The 15,791-nt window shown below is 61.4% G+C and carries 12 protein-coding genes; 7 read left to right on the top strand and 5 right to left on the bottom strand.

Annotated features, from left to right (window positions below):
* Positions 1 to 87 precede the first annotated feature (87 nt).
* Positions 88 to 1,200 (bottom strand): site-specific integrase, encoded by a 1,113-nt coding sequence (locus Q8M42_RS20380; RefSeq protein WP_304863126.1) that lies wholly within the window; start codon positions 1,198 to 1,200, stop codon positions 88 to 90.
* Positions 1,201 to 1,250: 50 nt separating this feature from the next.
* Between Q8M42_RS20380 and Q8M42_RS20375 the strand changes: the two genes are divergently transcribed.
* The 4 genes from Q8M42_RS20375 (at position 1,251) to Q8M42_RS20360 (ending at position 8,812) form a co-directional block, all read left to right on the top strand.
* A complete protein-coding gene (locus Q8M42_RS20375; protein ID WP_304863124.1) occupies positions 1,251 to 1,895 on the top strand; it encodes an MBL fold metallo-hydrolase in 645 nt (214 codons plus the stop codon).
* Between the two features lie 109 nt (positions 1,896 to 2,004).
* Complete coding sequence (locus Q8M42_RS20370) at positions 2,005 to 2,661, top strand: OmpA family protein (RefSeq protein ID WP_304863123.1); 657 nt, start codon at positions 2,005 to 2,007, stop codon at positions 2,659 to 2,661.
* 170 nt (positions 2,662 to 2,831) lie between these two features.
* Positions 2,832 to 6,590 (top strand): response regulator, encoded by a 3,759-nt coding sequence (locus Q8M42_RS20365; RefSeq protein WP_304863122.1) that lies wholly within the window; start codon positions 2,832 to 2,834, stop codon positions 6,588 to 6,590.
* A gap of 71 nt (positions 6,591 to 6,661) precedes the next feature.
* Positions 6,662 to 8,812: an EAL domain-containing protein gene (locus tag Q8M42_RS20360; protein ID WP_304863120.1), complete on the top strand. Its 2,151-nt coding sequence runs from the start codon at positions 6,662 to 6,664 to the stop codon at positions 8,810 to 8,812.
* Between the two features lie 83 nt (positions 8,813 to 8,895).
* Here Q8M42_RS20360 and Q8M42_RS20355 read toward each other — a convergent pair whose 3' ends face one another.
* The 4 genes from Q8M42_RS20355 to Q8M42_RS20340 all read right to left on the bottom strand — a co-directional run bounded on the left by Q8M42_RS20355 (position 8,896) and on the right by Q8M42_RS20340 (position 13,761).
* Complete coding sequence (locus Q8M42_RS20355) at positions 8,896 to 9,807, bottom strand: acyltransferase (protein ID WP_304863118.1); 912 nt, start codon at positions 9,805 to 9,807, stop codon at positions 8,896 to 8,898.
* Positions 9,808 to 10,049: 242 nt separating this feature from the next.
* Entirely contained in the window at positions 10,050 to 12,143 is a 2,094-nt protein-coding gene (gene pta, locus Q8M42_RS20350; RefSeq protein WP_304863116.1) for a phosphate acetyltransferase, read from the bottom strand.
* A gap of 58 nt (positions 12,144 to 12,201) precedes the next feature.
* Entirely contained in the window at positions 12,202 to 13,389 is a 1,188-nt protein-coding gene (locus tag Q8M42_RS20345; protein WP_304863115.1) for an acetate kinase, read from the bottom strand.
* On the bottom strand, positions 13,390 to 13,761 hold the full coding sequence (locus tag Q8M42_RS20340) for a DUF3565 domain-containing protein (RefSeq protein ID WP_304863113.1): 372 nt from the start codon (positions 13,759 to 13,761) through the stop codon (positions 13,390 to 13,392). It lies immediately after the preceding gene.
* Here Q8M42_RS20340 and Q8M42_RS20335 point away from each other — a divergent pair.
* From Q8M42_RS20335 to Q8M42_RS20325, 3 genes are all read left to right on the top strand, one after another.
* Positions 13,730 to 14,215 carry a peptidylprolyl isomerase gene (locus tag Q8M42_RS20335; protein ID WP_304863111.1) on the top strand — a complete coding sequence of 162 codons (486 nt, stop codon included), beginning with the start codon at positions 13,730 to 13,732 and terminating at the stop codon, positions 14,213 to 14,215. The two genes, Q8M42_RS20340 and Q8M42_RS20335, sit on opposite strands and share 32 nt — an antisense overlap.
* A gap of 224 nt (positions 14,216 to 14,439) precedes the next feature.
* Positions 14,440 to 14,922 carry a glutathione peroxidase gene (locus Q8M42_RS20330; RefSeq protein ID WP_304863110.1) on the top strand — a complete coding sequence of 161 codons (483 nt, stop codon included), beginning with the start codon at positions 14,440 to 14,442 and terminating at the stop codon, positions 14,920 to 14,922.
* Between the two features lie 95 nt (positions 14,923 to 15,017).
* Positions 15,018 to 15,755: a nitroreductase family protein gene (locus Q8M42_RS20325; protein WP_304863107.1), complete on the top strand. Its 738-nt coding sequence runs from the start codon at positions 15,018 to 15,020 to the stop codon at positions 15,753 to 15,755.
* Positions 15,756 to 15,791: the final 36 nt, after the last annotated feature.

Genomic DNA, 15,791 nt, shown 5'->3' with positions numbered 1-15,791 from the left:
TGCGGATTTTAAATCCAAGCTGTGTGTATGTACAGTGGTTTGCTGGGTGTGAGCTTGTTGATTTTTAGCAGGGATGCGGCTTTTCAATCATTGGAGCTTTTTGGCGAGGTCTTCTGTCCTTGGGTGGTAGTAGCGCATCAGCATCCGCGTGTCTTGGTGCCCGGTGATTTTGGTCAGTTCATGCAGTGGGAAGATTTCGGCCAGGCGTGAGGTGGCTTCGTGGCGCAGGTCATGAAAGCGCAAGTCCATCAGAAACGGATCGTCGCTGATGTGTTTGTCGATCTTCTCCTGGGAAAGCTTTTTCTGTTTGAGGTGAATGCTTAGCCCTTCCGTGTAGGTTTTGCGAGCATCGGTGATGGCGTCCGCGAATGCCTTGGTGATTGAGTCTGGTCGGCTCTTAAAGCAGCGGCCATCGTCGCGCTCGGCAAGACTTTCCAGTATTTCCGCAGCTTTGCTGGAAAGAGGGACGCCACGAGCAGAGCCGTTCTTGGTCACGGGTAGCAGAGCGACCCGTTTGTCCCGGTTTACGTTGGCGCGAAGCAGGCCGGTTATCTCACTGCGGCGCATTGCTGTTTCTACGGCGAAGGCGACGATTTTCGGCAGCTCGGCCGAGCGTGAATGACGGTAGATCATTTCCAGCTCGTCCAGGTGCTCGCATACCAGCTTCCCGTCTTTGCGTGTCCATACATCGGCACTGAGGATGCGTCGCTCGCGGGCGTCATCAACGCTCGGTTGGCGGATCAGCTCGACTGGGTTACTCAGTGACTCCATGCGCCACTCTTTGCGGGCGATAGTGAACACGTGCGAAATCAGGGCCAGCTCGCGGCGCACGGTGGAGGGGGCCATGCCTTCTTCGAGGCGCGTGTCCCGGTAAGTCGCCATGTCGGAGCCGCGAATGCTGGCGAGCGAGCGAAGGGCGAGAGGGTGGCGTTGCATGGCCTGGATGCGCGATAGCTCGGAGGCGCTGCTGCGCTTCTTACTGGTCACTTCGCTAGCATATGTCCCTAGTGCCTTCGAGAATGATGTGGACTCGGCCTCGTTTCGACTGACGAAAATTCCGGCGTCCATCTCGCGTTCGATCATGGTCGCCCAGGTCTTGGCTTCTGCTTGGGTATTGAACGTCTTGGTTTGCAGGGGCCATCCTTTACGTCTGACTTGCACTTGCCATTGGGATGGGCCGCGCTTGCGAAAGGTCGCCATTTCTAATCTCAGTGTGACAAAATTGTGCCAAATATCATAAAGGAAGACCCATGGAAGCCGCAAAGTCCCAGTTAATACGCGAAACTTTCCCCGTCGGGCCTTTGCAGTGCAACTGCACGATTATCGGTGACCCGCTGACCAAGAAGGCCATCGTCGTCGATCCGGGTGGTAATCCGGAGCTGATCATGGCGCGCCTGGAGGCCCATGGGCTGAAGGTTGTTAGCATCATCCATACCCACGCCCACCTGGATCACTTTCTTGCTTCGGGGCAGATGAAGGAGAAGACTGGCGCGACGCTGCACCTGCATAAGGAGGATCAGTTCCTCTGGGATAATCTGGAGATGCAGTGCCGCATGTTCGGCGTGCCCTACACCCCGGTGCCTGCACCGGATCAGTGGTTGAGTGATGACGAGGAGCTGGCCTGCGGTTGCGGCGTGGCTTTGCATACGCCGGGGCATACCCCTGGCTCGATGAGTTTCTGGTTCCCCCAGGACAAACTGCTGATCGCTGGCGATACCCTGTTCAAGCGCGGTATCGGCCGCACCGATCTGTGGGGCGGCGATTACTCGACCATCGAGCGCTCGATCAAGCAGCGCCTGTATACCCTGGACGAAGACGCCACTGTGGTGACCGGCCATGGCGCCGATACGCGTCTCGGTGATGAGATGCGTGATAATCCGTTTGTTCGGGCGTAGCCCGTATCGCTGACCTGCTCAATCACCCCTGGAAATGAACTTTAACCACGTATCGGGCTCGAAAACTCAGGTGAAAGCCCGTCCCAATATGAATTGAAAGGAAGTACGCATGAAGCTGTGGCGAAATCTTGCAGTTGTTACCCTCGGTCTTGGCGTACTCGCCGGCTGTACCACTAACCCCTATACCGGTGAGCGTGAGGCAGGCAAAGCGGGCGTCTACGGTGGTGTCGGCGCTGTGACCGGTGCGGTGATTGGTGCAGCCACGTCAAGCAAGAAGGATCGCGGCAAAGGCGCCTTGATCGGCGCAGCAGTCGGTGGGGCGGCAGGTGGTGGTTACGGCTACTACGTCGACACCCAGGAAGCCAAGCTACGCCAGACCCTGCAGGGCACCGGCGTGCAGGTGCAGCGCAATGGCGATGACCTGAAGCTGATCATGCCGGGCAATATCACCTTCGCCAGCAACTCGGCGGATATCTCCAGCGGGTTTTACCCAACCCTCAACTCCCTGGTGCTGGTATTCAAGGAGTTCAACAAGAACGGCATCGATATCGTCGGCCATACCGATAGCACCGGCTCGTTCGAGTTGAACCAGAACCTCTCCAACCGCCGTGCGCAAAGTGTCGCTTCTTACCTGAGCGCCAATGGCGTTCCGGCTTCGCGGCTGTCGTCTTATGGCGCGGGCCCCAGCCAGCCGATTGCCAGCAATGCCAATGAAGCAGGCCGCGCACAGAACCGTCGGGTAGAAATCAACCTGCGTCCGCTGTAACCGCAGGCTGCAGAAAAGCCGCGCATTCGCCCGAATGCGCGGCTTTTTTATGTGTGCAATTTTCAGCCGCCCAGCTGTTCAATTCGTGACTAGACTGCTGGCAGTGGTGCCTATAGCCCTGCCGCAGCTGTGCGCAATCTGCGCCTACATGGATGAACACTGGAGAGATCATGGACGACCGGCCTGCTTCCACATCGCGTAAACCCTGGCTGCCGTTGTGGGTCACCCTGGCCTTGTTGCTTGGCCTGGGGGCATTGATTGTCTGGCAGTGGCAGGTCTTCGAGCAGCGTGAGCGTGCGCAGAACCAGCAGCGCTTCGAGCTGGAGGCCCAGGATATTGGTCAGCGCGTGAAAAGCCGTATGCAAGCCTATGAAATGGTCTTGCGCGGTGTGTCCGGGCTGATGACCGGCAGTGAACACGTCTCTCTGATCGAGTGGGATCGTGCCCTCGATCAACTGCAACTGCAGGAGCGCTATCCGGGCATCCTGGCCCTGGCCTGGTCACGTTATCTGTCAGCCGAACAGCTTGCTACTTACTTGGCCGCGCAGCAGAGCCAGGGACGGGCTGACTACCGGATGTCACCTGCAGGGGAGCGCGAGCATTACCTGTTGATCGACTACATCAGCCCGCTGGATTGGCGTAATCGGCGCGTGTTGGGTTACGACATGCTCAGCGAAGCCGTGCGCCGCGCCGCTGTTGAACAGGCCATCAACACGGGCATGGCCGTTCTCAGTGCGCCGGTAACCCTGCGCCAGGAAACCGAGGCCAATGTGCAGGGTGGGGTGCTGCTGTTTCTGCCGGTGTACCTGCCCGGCATGCCGCAGAGCACGGCCGAAGAGCGCCGGGCGGCCTTGCTTGGTGTGGTGCATGGGGCGTTTCGCAGCCATGAGCTGATGGAGGGCATTCTCGGTGCGCAAAGTCAGCGCTACGACGTAGCGATCAAGGATCAGCAGGCTCCGCAAAACCTGCTGTTGAGTGCCGAGACGCAGGGTACTGGTCCGTCGCCGCGCTTTCAGCATGAGCTGGAGTTGCCGCTATATGGGCGCACTTGGGTGCTGCACGTAACCAGTACGGCGGCTTATGAAACGGCCCTGTCCAGTCGCGGTGGCATCAGCCTGTGGATTGGCCTGGTGGCTGCGGCTCTGCTGGCCTTGCTGGTCGGCGGTTACCTGTATCTGCGTGAGCGCGAACTGCACGCCAACCACCTGGCCACCGACAAGTTGCGTGAGCGCGAAGAACGTTTTCGCCTGCTGGTCGAGCGGCTGCCGGTGGCGACCTTGCTGTGCAACGCCCAAGGGCGGATCGAGATGGCCAACCGCAGCGCCGCCGATTTGCTCGACTCAACGCCCGAGGGCTTGGTCGGCGAGCGGGTCAAGCGCTTTCTACCGAGCGTTGAGCAACTCAGCGCACTGGCCATTGATCACGACACCTCTGAGCTGTCCAACGAATACCTGGCGCGGCGTGATCTTGGCGAAGAAGTGCCGGTGGCGCTGAGCCTGAGCGTGCTGGGTGATTCCGGCGGGGTTAATTACTTGATCAACCTGATTGATCTGCGCGCGCGCAAAGGCGCCGAAGAGCGTTTTCGCCTGGTGGTCGAGGCGTCGCCCAATGCCATTGTGCTGGTCGACAACAAAGGTTGTATCGCCATGGTCAACCGCCAGACCGAGCAACTGTTTGGTTATGGCCGTGAGGCTTTACTCTTCCAGCCGGTAGAAATTCTGCTGCCCACGGCGCTGCGTGGCAGCCATGTGCCGATGCGCCAGGGCTATCAGAAGAGCCCGGAACCACGGCGCATGGGCAATAACCGCGAGCTGTTCGGCCAGCACCGCGATGGTCGGCAGATTCCGCTGGAAGTGGGGTTGTCGCCGATCAGCGGTGGCGAGGGCGCGCTGGTGCAGGCGGTGATCATCGACATCAGTGAGCGCAAGGCCGCCGAGCAACGTCTGCGCGACCAGGCCGAGCAACTGATCCTGGCCAACCGCTACAAGTCGGAATTTCTCGCCAATATGTCCCATGAGCTGCGCACGCCGCTCAACAGCATCCTGATCCTCAGCGACCAGTTGCGCCTGAACAGCGCCGGTAACCTGACCGAGAAGCAGGCCAAGCATGCCGATATCGTGCACCGCGCCGGCAGCGACTTGCTGCAGTTGATCAACGATGTGCTGGACTTGGCCAAGGTCGAATCCGGGCGCATGCAGCTCAAACTCGAACCGCTGAACATGCAGGATATCCTCGTCGAGCTGGACGCCAGCCTGCGGCCGATGGCCGAGATCAAGGGCCTACGTTTGCATACCCAGCTGGAGGCTGGGGTGCCGCGGGTAATTCACACGGATCGCATCCGCCTGCAGCAGATCCTGCGCAACCTGCTGTCCAACGCGCTGAAGTTTACCGAGCACGGTGAGGTCAGCCTGAGCGTGTCCTGCGCCAGTGGTGAGCCGGAGGAGGGCCATGAGCTGCTCAACTTCAGCGTGCGCGACAGCGGTATTGGTATCCCTGCCGAGCAGCATGAGCAGATCTTCCAAGCCTTCCAGCAGATCGACGGTTCCACCAGCCGGCGCTTTGGTGGCACCGGGCTGGGGCTGGCGATTACCCGCCAACTGGTGTTGGCGATGGACGGTGAGATCAGCCTGCAAAGCGCCCTAGGTGAAGGCTCCTGCTTTACCGTGCAGCTGCCGGTACGGGTGGTGGCGCAGGCCCAGACGGAGCCTGCAGCAGACGCGCCGCAGCGTAGCGGTGAAGGCCCGGCGGTGCTGATTGTTGAAGACGATGTGAATTTTGCTGCGGTACTCGCCGAGGAGGCGCACGCCCATGGCTTTGCCAGCGTGCATTGCCGCTCTGGGGTGCAGGCGCTCAACCTGCTGCAAAGTGAACGCTTCAGCGCGGTGATTTTGGATATTCTGCTGCCGGATATCAGCGGTTGGCAGCTATTTCGCCGCCTGCGTGGCCAGGCCAGTCATCGCAACACGCCGGTGCATATCATCTCCTGCGTGCCGCAACCGGTGGACTGGAACGATGACGGCACGCGCTACCTGGTCAAGCCGATCCAGCGCGCGGACCTGGAACAGGTGTTTGTCGACCTGCAGCAGCTTGATCAGTCACCGGCGCAGCGCCTGTTGCTGGTCGAGGATGTCGAGGTTGAGCGTGAACATTACCGTGAGCATCTGCAGCAGCTGGGCTTTGATGTGCAGGCCTGCGCGCGTGCCGATGAGGCGCAGCAGGCCTACGCCAGCGGGATGTTCAACGCCTTGGTGATCGACCTTGATCTGCCTGATCAGGACGGCTTTGAACTGCTGGAAACCCTCAACCGCCAGCGCCCGCTCAATGGCACGCGGGTGGTGATTAATACGGGTGTCGATGTCACCCGCCAGGCCCTGCAGCGCCTGCGCCGTTACAGCGCGGTGGTGGTGCACAAACACGGCGAGGACATGCAGGAACTGAGCGAGGCGGTGCAGGGCTTCCTCGGCAGCGTGCGTGACCCCGCGCGGCTGGGACGCCCGAGAGTCGAGAACCCGCTGGAAGGCCGGCGCGTGCTGCTGGTGGATGATGACGTGCGCAATGTCTACGCCCTGACCGCGTTGCTTGATGAGGTGGGGCTGATCATCAGTTCGGCCAAGGATGGTCAGGATGCCATCAACTGTTACGAGCGCGAGCCGTTCGACCTGATCCTGATGGACATGGCCATGCCGACCATGGACGGCTACACCGCTACCCGGCTGCTCAAGACCGAGCATGGCTGCAGCATCCCGATCATCGCCCTGACCGCGCATGCGATGAAGGGGGATCGGGAGAAGTGCATCACCGCGGGCGCCGATGACTACCTGGCCAAGCCGGTCAGCCGCGAGGCCTTGCTCGAATTGCTGGTGCGCTGGCTGGCCACTGTCGACCCGTACTCGGGCTCATTCGGGGCATCCGCTGCAGCGCCGCAGTAGTTTTGCTGCGGCCTGCTAACCTCAACCGCAATAGGAGTCGCAGGGCGCTCGCCAGGGACAAGGGAGGATATATGGCACATGTGCAGTTGAAGCTCGCCACCCGTACACAGATTCTGCTGGTGGTGGACGACCGCCCGGAAAACCTGGTGGCCATGCAAGCTCTGCTGGAAAACGGCGACTGGCAACTGCGCTGTGTCGATTCGGGCGAAACCGCCCTGCAGTGCATGCTCGAAGAGGACGTTGGCCTGGTGCTGCTGGATGTGCAGATGCCGCACATGGACGGCTTTGAAGTCGCCCGACTGATGCGCGGTAACCCGCGTACCCGCTACACCCCGATCATTTTTGTCTCCGCCATCGCGCAGACCCAGGATTCGGTAATCAAGGGCTACGCCACTGGTGCAGTGGATTTTATGCTCAAGCCGTTCGATCCCAGCGTATTGCGCCACAAGATTCACGCCCTGCTTGAGCATGAGCGCAACCGCAGCGAGCTGCTGCAACTGACCCAGCAACTGGACACCGCGCGAGCGTTCAACGCCTCGGTGCTGGATAACGCCGCCGAAGGCATCATGGTGGTGGGTGAGGATGGCCGCATCAATTTCGCTAACCCGGCCATGGCGCGCATGCTTGAGGGCTCGATCAGCGATCTGGAAGGCAGTGAAATGCTTTCCTATCTGGTCAGCCCGCAAGTCACCAGCGACTGGCGTCTCTCCGAGTTTTACCTGCAATGGCGGCGTGGCGAGGCTTATCGCTTGCACGATGCCAGCCTACGCACGCTGAACGGTGGGCAGGTGCCGGTGGCGCTGTCCTGTTCACCCTTGCCGCGCCTGCAGCACGCGATGGTGGTGATGGCCCTGGATATGTCGGTGGTGCGTCATCTGCATCAGCAGCTGGAGTCGCAAGCGATTACCGACGCCTTGACGGGCCTGCTCAACCGGCGCGGCTTTTATCAGGCGCTGGAGTCGGCGCTGTCGCGGATCAATCGCAGCGGTCAGCGCATGGCGGTGCTCTATCTCGATCTGGATGGCTTCAAGCGCATCAATGATTCACTCGGTCACGATGTTGGCGACCGCTTGCTCAAGTTGGTCGGCGAGCAGCTCAAGGCCAGCCTGCGCCCCTATGACAGCCTGGCGCGGATTGGCGGCGATGAATTCACCGCCCTGCTCGACAGCCTGGAACACCCGGAAGACGCCGCACGTATCGCGGAAAAACTGATCGAGCAGGTGTCGGTGCGGCATAACCTCGACGGCATCGAGGTGACTCTGGGTGCGAGTGTGGGCATTGCCTGTTTCCCCGAGTGCGGGCAAACCGTGGAAGGCTTGCTGCGCGCCGCTGACATGGCCATGTACGAGGCCAAGCGCACCGGTCGTCAGCAGTACCGCTTCTTCTCCCCGGAAATGAACGGCCGCGCACGCTCACGGTTGATGCTTGAGGAAAGCCTGCGCAACGCCATCGAGAATGATGATTTTGTGCTGGTCTACCAGCCGCAGATCTACCTGGAGAGCGGGCGCCTGCGCGGCTTCGAGGCCTTGCTGCGCTGGCAGCACCGGGTTGCCGGCACCGTGGCGCCGGGGGTTTTTATTCCGCTGCTGGAAGAAACCCGTCTGATCAACCGCCTGGGTAGCTGGATTTTCCAGGCCGGGATCGAGAAATGCCAACAGCTGAGCCAGCAGTACGGCGACGAGCTGGTGCTCAGCCTGAATGTCAGCCCGGTGCAGTTTGGTATGCCGCAGCTGGTTAATGACCTGCGCCGGGTGCTTGAAGAGCACCAGTTGAACCCTCGGCAGCTGGAGGTTGAAGTCACCGAAAGTGCGCTGATGCAGGACCTGGAAACCAGCCAGGAGCAGCTGCGCCAGCTGCGTCAACTGGGGGTGAAGATCGCCATCGATGACTTCGGCACCGGTTACTCGTCGCTGGCTTATCTGCGTCATTTCGAGCTGGATACGCTGAAGATCGACCGCCTGTTTATCTCCAATATGCTCGACTCGCCGCGTGATGCTGCTGTGGTCAGCACCATCATCGACCTGGGCCGCAACCTGGGCCTGGAAGTAATCGCCGAGGGCGTGGAAACCATGGCCCAGCGCGATTGGTTGGCGGCGCATAACTGCGCAATCATGCAGGGTTTTCTGGTTGCGCCGGGGCTAAGTGCCGAGCAGGTCAAAACCTTCCCCGCGCAGCTGGATTGGCACAATTTGCCGTCAGCCAATGAAAAACCCGCCAGTTAGGCGGGCTTGAGGTTGCGGCTCTAAATGTAAAAAATGCCGCTTGCCCGTAACAGGCAAGCGGCATTTTTATTACCTGAACAGTATTACGCTGGCTTGGCTGGGTAGCGCTGCTTTAGCTCATCGAGCTGCGCATCCTTATCCAGCCACAACTGGTTGACCCACTGCTGGAACTGCAGGCGATAGGCTTCGTCCTGATCGTAGTTGCCGCCAATAAACTCCTCGGGAATCTGCAGCTGATCGAAGCGCACCACCACCTGGTCAATCCGCCCGCACAGCAGGTCCCAGAACCCTGGGGTGCCCTGCGGGTAATGAATGGTGACGTTGACCAGACTGTGCAGCTGCTCGCCCATGGCATCCAGTACAAAGGCAATACCGCCGGCCTTGGGCTTGAGCAGGTGCTTAAACGGTGACTGTTGCTGCGCGTGCTTGGCCGGTGACAGGCGCGTGCCTTCGAGGAAGTTGAACACCGACACCGGGTTGGTCTTGTAGCGCTCGCAGGCCTTGCGCGTGGTGGCCAGGTCCTGACCGCGTTTTTCCGGGTGCTTGGCCAGGTATTCCTTGCTGAAGCGCTTCATGAAGGGAAATTCCAGCGCCCACCAGCACAGGCCAATCACCGGCACCCAGATCAGCTCGCGCTTGAGAAAGAACTTCAGAAAGGGCGCGCGGCGGTTGAGCTGGTATTGCAGCACCAGAATATCCACCCAGCTCTGGTGGTTGCTGGTCACCAGGTAGGAGTGCTGCTTGTCGAAGCCACTGAGACCCGCCACATCCCAGTGCGTGCGGCCGACCAGGTTCATCCAGAATTTGTTGATGGAAATCCAGGCTTCGGCACTCGTGTGCATCATAAAGCGCAGGATGCGCTGTACCGCCGGTATGGGCACGAGCAGTTTCACCAGGGCCAGGATAAACAGCGGCCAACACCAGAACAGGGTATTGAGTGCCAACGTCAGGCCAGCAAGCAGGCCGCGCAGTGGAGCAGGCAGGAAATGCAGCATTGGGGCAGGTGCCTCCAGAAAATGGGTCAGGCTGTTTATGGCCACTGCTGTGGTGCTTGAGCGGCCTGATCACCGACTTATCTACGCCTGCGGTTTTGTACCGCAGATCGGTCGGCGCACAGGTTAACGTCTGCACACCGAACTGCAACCCCCTCGAAACACTGGTTATCGCTGCGATTCGCGGATGTTTAGCGCTTTTGCGCGGCCAGGGCGACCTTGGGCCGGCCCTGGGTTGCGCATCACTACTGCGGCAGATTGGCTGCCTGGATCGCGGTCAGGGCGATGGTGTAGACAATGTCATCGACCAGCGCGCCGCGCGACAGGTCATTCACCGGCTTGCGCAGGCCCTGCAGCATCGGCCCGACGCTGACGCAATCGGCGCTGCGTTGTACCGCCTTGTAAGTGGTGTTGCCGGTGTTCAGGTCGGGGAAGATAAATACCGTGGCGCGGCCGGCAACCGGGCTGCCGGGGGCCTTCTGCCGGCCGACACTTTCAATCGCTGCCGCGTCATATTGCAGTGGGCCGTCGAGCAGCAACTGTGGGTCGAGGGCCTTGGCCAGACGGGTGGCCTCGCGAACTTTCTCGACTTCCTCGCCGCTGCCGGAATCACCGGTGGAGTAGCTGAGCATCGCCACCCGCGGAATGATGCCGAAAGCGCTGGCCGAGGCTGCGCTTTGCAGGGCGATTTCTGCCAGTTCCACCGCGCTCGGGTCGGGGTTTACCGCACAGTCGCCGTAGACCAGCACCTGGTCGGGCAGCAGCATAAAGAACACCGACGACACCAGTTTGTAGCCCGGCGCGGTTTTGATCAGTTGCAGGGCCGGGCGGATGGTGTTGGCGGTGGTGTTGATTGCCCCGGACACCAGCCCGTCGACTTCATCCAATGCAAGCATCATGGTGCCCAGCACCACGGTGTCTTCCAGTTGTGCGGCGGCCATCGGCGCGTTCAGCCCTTTGCCTTTGCGCAGCTCGACCATGGGCTCGACATAGCGCTCGCGAATCAGGTCCGGGTCGAGAATTTCCAGCCCTTCCGGCAGGTCGATGCCGTGGGCATGGGCCACTGCGTGAACGTCTTCCGGCTTGGCCAGCAGTACGCAGCGAGCGATGCCGCGCGCCTGGCAGATGGCGGCGGCCTGTACGGTGCGCGGTTCGCTGCCTTCGGGCAAGACGATGCGTTTGTTGGCAGCCTTGGCGCGTTGCACCAGTTGGTAGCGGAACGCCGGCGGCGACATGCGTAGCTCGCGCGGCGTGCCGCAGCGGGCGAATAACCATTCGTGGTCAATATGGCTGGCGACGAAGTCGGCGACCTTTTCCGCGCGCTCCTTGTCGTCGACCGGAATTTCCTTGTTCAGGCGGTTGAGGTTGGTCGCGGTGTCGTAGGAGCCAGTGCTCACCGTCATCACCGGCAAGCCGCCCTGCAGTGCACCACGGCACAACTCCATGATCCGTGGGTCGGGGGCAAAGTCGCTGCACAGCAGCAGACCGGCCAGCGGCATGCCATTCATCGCCGCCAGGCTGGCGGCGAGGATGATGTCGTCGCGGTCCCCCGGCGTCACCACCAGCGTGCCGGGCTTGAGCAGTTGCACGGTGTTGGCTACGGCGCGGGCGCAGAGCACGATCTTCAGCATGCGCCGCTGTTCGTAATCACCGGCATTCAGCACCCGTGCGCCGAGCAGGTCGGCGATGTCACGGGTGCGCGGCGCGTTCAGCTCGTCCTGCCAGGGGATGCAGCCGAGTAGACGGAAGTCATCGCCCTTGAGCAGCGGCGAAAGCTCTTTCAGGCGATTGGCGAAGGCGTCGATGCCATCGTCACTGCGCACTTTGTTGAGAATCACCCCGAGCACTTTTTCGTCTTTCGGCCCGCCAAACAGCTGGGCCTGGATCTCCACCCGGTCGCTCAATTCGCTGAGGCTTTCCTGTTCCGGCGCAGAGACCAGAATCACCTCGGCATCCACGCTCTTGGCCAGGTGGAAGTTGACCCGCGCGGCGTAGCTGGCCTGACGCGTGGGCACCATGCCTTCGACGATCACCACGTCTTTGCCTTCCGCAGCCTGCTGGTAGAGGCTGATGATTTCTTCCAGCAGCTCATCCAGTTGGCCGTCGCCGAGCATGCGCTCGACATGCGCCAGGGCCAGTGGTTCGGGTGAGTGCAGGCCATGGGTGCGGGCGATCAGCTCGCTGGAACGCTCCGGGCCCATGTCGCCCTGATGCGGCTGGGCGATGGGCTTGAAGAAGCCAACCTTGAGCCCGGCACGTTCCAGGGCGCCGACCAGGCCCAGGCTGATCGAGGTCAGGCCGACACCGAAACCGGTGGGGGCAATAAAAAAGGTGTGCATGCTGTCTCCAGGTGTAGGTTGGCGCTGGGCGCAGCGAAGCCCAGCGGGATGCTTTGGCTCAGGCTTCGAGTAGCGCCAGGGTGTCGAGGGCAATCTGGCGTTCTTCATTGGTCGGTACGACCAGCACACGCGGGTGCCCGTCGGCCTGGATCGGCCCGGCGCCGCCGCGTACGGTGCGCGCGTTGGCCTGCTCGTCGAGGGCCAGGTTGAGCAATTTCAGGTGGGCGATGGTCTTGCTGCGGATCAGCGCCGAGTTCTCGCCGATGCCGCCGGTAAAGACCAACCCGTCGAGTTGCGGCAGGGCGCAGCTCATCGCCGCCAGGGATTTGGCCAGGCGGTAGCAGAACACCTCGATGGCCAGGGTGGCGCCGGCATGGCCCTGTTCACGGGCCTGCTCCAGGGTACGCATGTCGTTGGACAGACCGGACAGGCCTTGCAGGCCACTGTCTTTATTCAACATCGCGTCGATCTGCTCCAGGCTCCAGCCCAGGGTGCGCGCCAGATGGCTGTGCAGATTGGGGTCGACATCGCCGCTGCGGGTGCCCATCACCACGCCTTCCAGTGGCGTCAGGCCCATGCTGGTGTCGCGGCTTTGCCCGTTGACGATGGCGCAGGTCGAGCAGCCGTTGCCCAGGTGCGCCACCAGCCAGCTGCTGGCATTCACCGGCAGACCGGCCATTTCCGCCGCGCGCTGGCTGACAAAGCGATGGCTGGTGCCATGAAAGCCATAACGGCGCACGCCATGCTCACGGTACAGGTCGTCGGGCAGGGCGTAGCGGTAGGCGTGTTCGGGCAGGGTCTGGTGAAATGCGGTGTCGAATACCGCCACCTGGGTCAGGGTCGGGAACAGCTTGATCGCCGCTTCGATACCCAGCAGGTTGGCCGGGTTATGCAGCGGTGCCAGCGGCGCCGTGGCGCGAATTGCGGCGAGGCTCAGCGCATCCAGGCGGCAGGCCGCGGTGAAGTGCTCGCCGCCATGCACCACGCGGTGACCGATGCCATGCAACTGGCCGCCAGCGGCTGTCTGCACCAGGGGCAACACCTGGGCGAGGGCGGCGCGGTGATCGGCATGGGGCAGGATCAGGCTGTCTTTGCTGTCGCCCTGTTGCCAGTGCACTTGTGCATCCGGGCTGCCCAGGCGCTCGGCCAGGCCACTGAGGATAAAGGCGTCTTGGTCTTCGTTGATCAGGGCAAACTTGATCGATGAACTGCCGCAGTTGATCACCAGAATATTGCGCGCGGGCATTTACCGCTCCTTGTTCAAATCTTGGTTCGGGCGCGCTGTCAGCGCCTCGCTTGCTGCATGTTCAGTTGCGCACCAGCCGCAGAGGAAAGGTTTTTCCAGCTGCGCCTGACGCTGCTGCGCATCCAGCACCCAGGCGCGATTCTGCCAGGGCGGCTGGTGGCGCAGGTGCTGAGTATGGCCGCAGGACAATACTGCCAGCCAATCGCCGTGCTCATCCTGACGAAAATCAAGCACGCGCACTGAGGCCGCGCTTGGCCGTCCGTCTGTGTCCGGTTCGCTTTCGCGCGTGCCCTTGGGTAAACTTGCCCGCTCTTTATTTCCAAGCAAAAGGTCTCGCCCCATGCTGATCGCCGCCAATAAGGCCGTCTCCATCGACTATACCCTGACTAACGATGCCGGTGAGGTGATCGACAGTTCCGCAGGCGGCGCGCCGCTGGCTTATCTGCACGGTGCCGGCAACATCATCGGTGGCCTGGAAAAAGCCCTGCTGGGCAAGCAGGTTGGCGACGAGCTGGACGTTGCCGTTGAGCCGGAAGACGCCTACGGCGAATACAGCGCCGAGCTGGTCGCCACCCTCAACCGTTCGATGTTCGAAGGCGTTGATGAACTGGAAATCGGCATGCAGTTCCACGCCTCCGGCCCGGACGGCGGCATGCAGATCGTCACCATCCGCGAACTGGAAGGCGACGACGTGATCGTTGATGGTAACCACCCATTGGCTGGCCAGCGCCTGCACTTCAAGGTCAAAGTTGTCAGCGTGCGTGATGCCAGCGAAGAAGAAGTCGCGCATGGCCATATCCATGGCGAAGGTGGTCATCATCATTGATGGTTTAGCCTTATGCGGTAGCCGCGAGTCGACTTATGGTCGTATCAACCGCTGGTTCGACTGCTAAGCTGCAACAGAAGAAAGGCGCCTTCAGATAGGCGCCTTTTTTATGACCCGCCATCCTTGGCGGTCACCCTGCGGGCCGTCGCGGTGCGACGTTAAAAATGGCTCCCGGCCATTTTTTGTCCGCTACACGTAACCTGTGTGTTCTCAAGGAGTTAGCCATGAGTGCCTTTCACGACCTCAACCTGCGTGCACTGGATGGCCAAGAGCTGCCGCTGGCACCCTTCAAGGGGCAGGTGGTGTTGGTGGTCAATGTGGCCTCCAAGTGTGGTCTGACGCCACAGTACGCCGGCCTGGAAAAGCTCTATCAGCAGTACAAGAGCCAGGGTTTCAGCGTGCTGGGCCTGCCATGCAACCAGTTTGCCGAGCAGGAGCCCGACAGCGAGGAAGCTATTCGCGAGTTTTGCAGCCTCAACTACGGCGTAACCTTCCCCTTGGGCAGCAAGCTTGAGGTGAATGGGCCTGAGCGTCATCCGCTGTACCGCCTGCTGGCAGGCGAGGGCGCCGAGTTTCCGGGTGATATCACCTGGAATTTCGAGAAATTTCTGGTTGGCCATGACGGCCGCGTGCTGGCGCGTTTCTCCCCGCGCACCACGCCGGATGATCCGAGCATCATCCAGGCTATCGAAAAGGCCCTCGGCTAAGGCCATTTGCGCCAAGGCTGCGGACTATCCACCGCAGCCGCTTGTTCAGCACGCGGCATCGCGGCTTAATCGGGCGATCTGCCGAGGATGCCCTGATGAGTCTGTTTCCCGCCGACCCCGTAATCTCTCCCGCCACCCCCGCCGCGCTGCGTCAGCTGATCGAGAGTCGCCGCGCGGTACGTCGCTTTACTGCTGAAGCGGTGCCCGATGAGGTGGTGCGTGATTGCCTGGAGCTGGCGGTGCTCGCGCCCAACTCCTGCAATCTGCAGCCCTGGAGCTTTCAGGTAATTCGCGACCCAGCGTTGTTGGCGCGGCTGCACCCGGTGTGCATGAGCCAGAACGCCGCCAAAGCGCCGCTGATCATTGCCGTGCTGGCGCGGCCGGATACCTGGAAACAGGCCTGTCAGAACATCATCGACTATTGGCCGGAGCCGCAAGTGCCGGCGCGGATTCGCAGCTTCTACAACAAAACCGCACCTTTTCAGTACAACCAGGGGCCGTTCGGCCTGCTTGGGTTGCTCAAACGCCAGCTGCTGCGCGTGGCGGCCTGGCGCAAGCCGCTGATGCGCGCGCCCAACAGCCGCGCGCAGATGCGCATCTGGGCGGTGAAATCCACGGCATTGGCAGCGCAAAACCTGATGCTGGCCTTCCAGAGCCATGGCTATGCCACCTGCCCAATGGAAGGCTTTGATGAAGTGCGCCTGCGCAAAACCCTGAGCATCCCGCGCCAGGCTTTACCGATCATGCTGCTGGCGGTGGGCAAACAGGATGAGAAGGGCGTGTATAACCCGCGTCTGCGCTTTCCGTTGGAGCAGCACGTTACGTGGTTGTGAGTCGCGCAACGTGTTGGGCTTCGTTGCGCTCAACGC

Source organism: Pseudomonas sp. (assembly GCF_030684895.1).
Classification (GTDB): domain Bacteria; phylum Pseudomonadota; class Gammaproteobacteria; order Pseudomonadales; family Pseudomonadaceae; genus Aquipseudomonas.
Note: the sequence above shows the minus strand (reverse complement) of the source record. Positions and strands in the feature narration are given on the sequence as shown.

Bases quoted from the DNA above. Each gene is read 5' to 3' on its own strand.
- Q8M42_RS20380 (WP_304863126.1), bottom strand. From the start codon at position 1,200: ATGGCGACCTTTCGCAAGCGCGGCCCATCCCAATGGCAAGTGCAAGTC.
- Q8M42_RS20375 (WP_304863124.1), top strand. From the start codon at position 1,251: ATGGAAGCCGCAAAGTCCCAGTTAATACGCGAAACTTTCCCCGTCGGG.
- Q8M42_RS20370 (WP_304863123.1), top strand. From the start codon at position 2,005: ATGAAGCTGTGGCGAAATCTTGCAGTTGTTACCCTCGGTCTTGGCGTA.
- Q8M42_RS20365 (WP_304863122.1), top strand. From the start codon at position 2,832: ATGGACGACCGGCCTGCTTCCACATCGCGTAAACCCTGGCTGCCGTTG.
- Q8M42_RS20360 (WP_304863120.1), top strand. From the start codon at position 6,662: ATGGCACATGTGCAGTTGAAGCTCGCCACCCGTACACAGATTCTGCTG.
- Q8M42_RS20355 (WP_304863118.1), bottom strand. From the start codon at position 9,807: ATGCTGCATTTCCTGCCTGCTCCACTGCGCGGCCTGCTTGCTGGCCTG.
- pta (WP_304863116.1), bottom strand. From the start codon at position 12,143: ATGCACACCTTTTTTATTGCCCCCACCGGTTTCGGTGTCGGCCTGACC.
- Q8M42_RS20345 (WP_304863115.1), bottom strand. From the start codon at position 13,389: ATGCCCGCGCGCAATATTCTGGTGATCAACTGCGGCAGTTCATCGATC.
- Q8M42_RS20335 (WP_304863111.1), top strand. From the start codon at position 13,730: ATGCTGATCGCCGCCAATAAGGCCGTCTCCATCGACTATACCCTGACT.
- Q8M42_RS20340 (WP_304863113.1), bottom strand. From the start codon at position 13,761: ATGGAGACGGCCTTATTGGCGGCGATCAGCATGGGGCGAGACCTTTTG.
- Q8M42_RS20330 (WP_304863110.1), top strand. From the start codon at position 14,440: ATGAGTGCCTTTCACGACCTCAACCTGCGTGCACTGGATGGCCAAGAG.
- Q8M42_RS20325 (WP_304863107.1), top strand. From the start codon at position 15,018: ATGAGTCTGTTTCCCGCCGACCCCGTAATCTCTCCCGCCACCCCCGCC.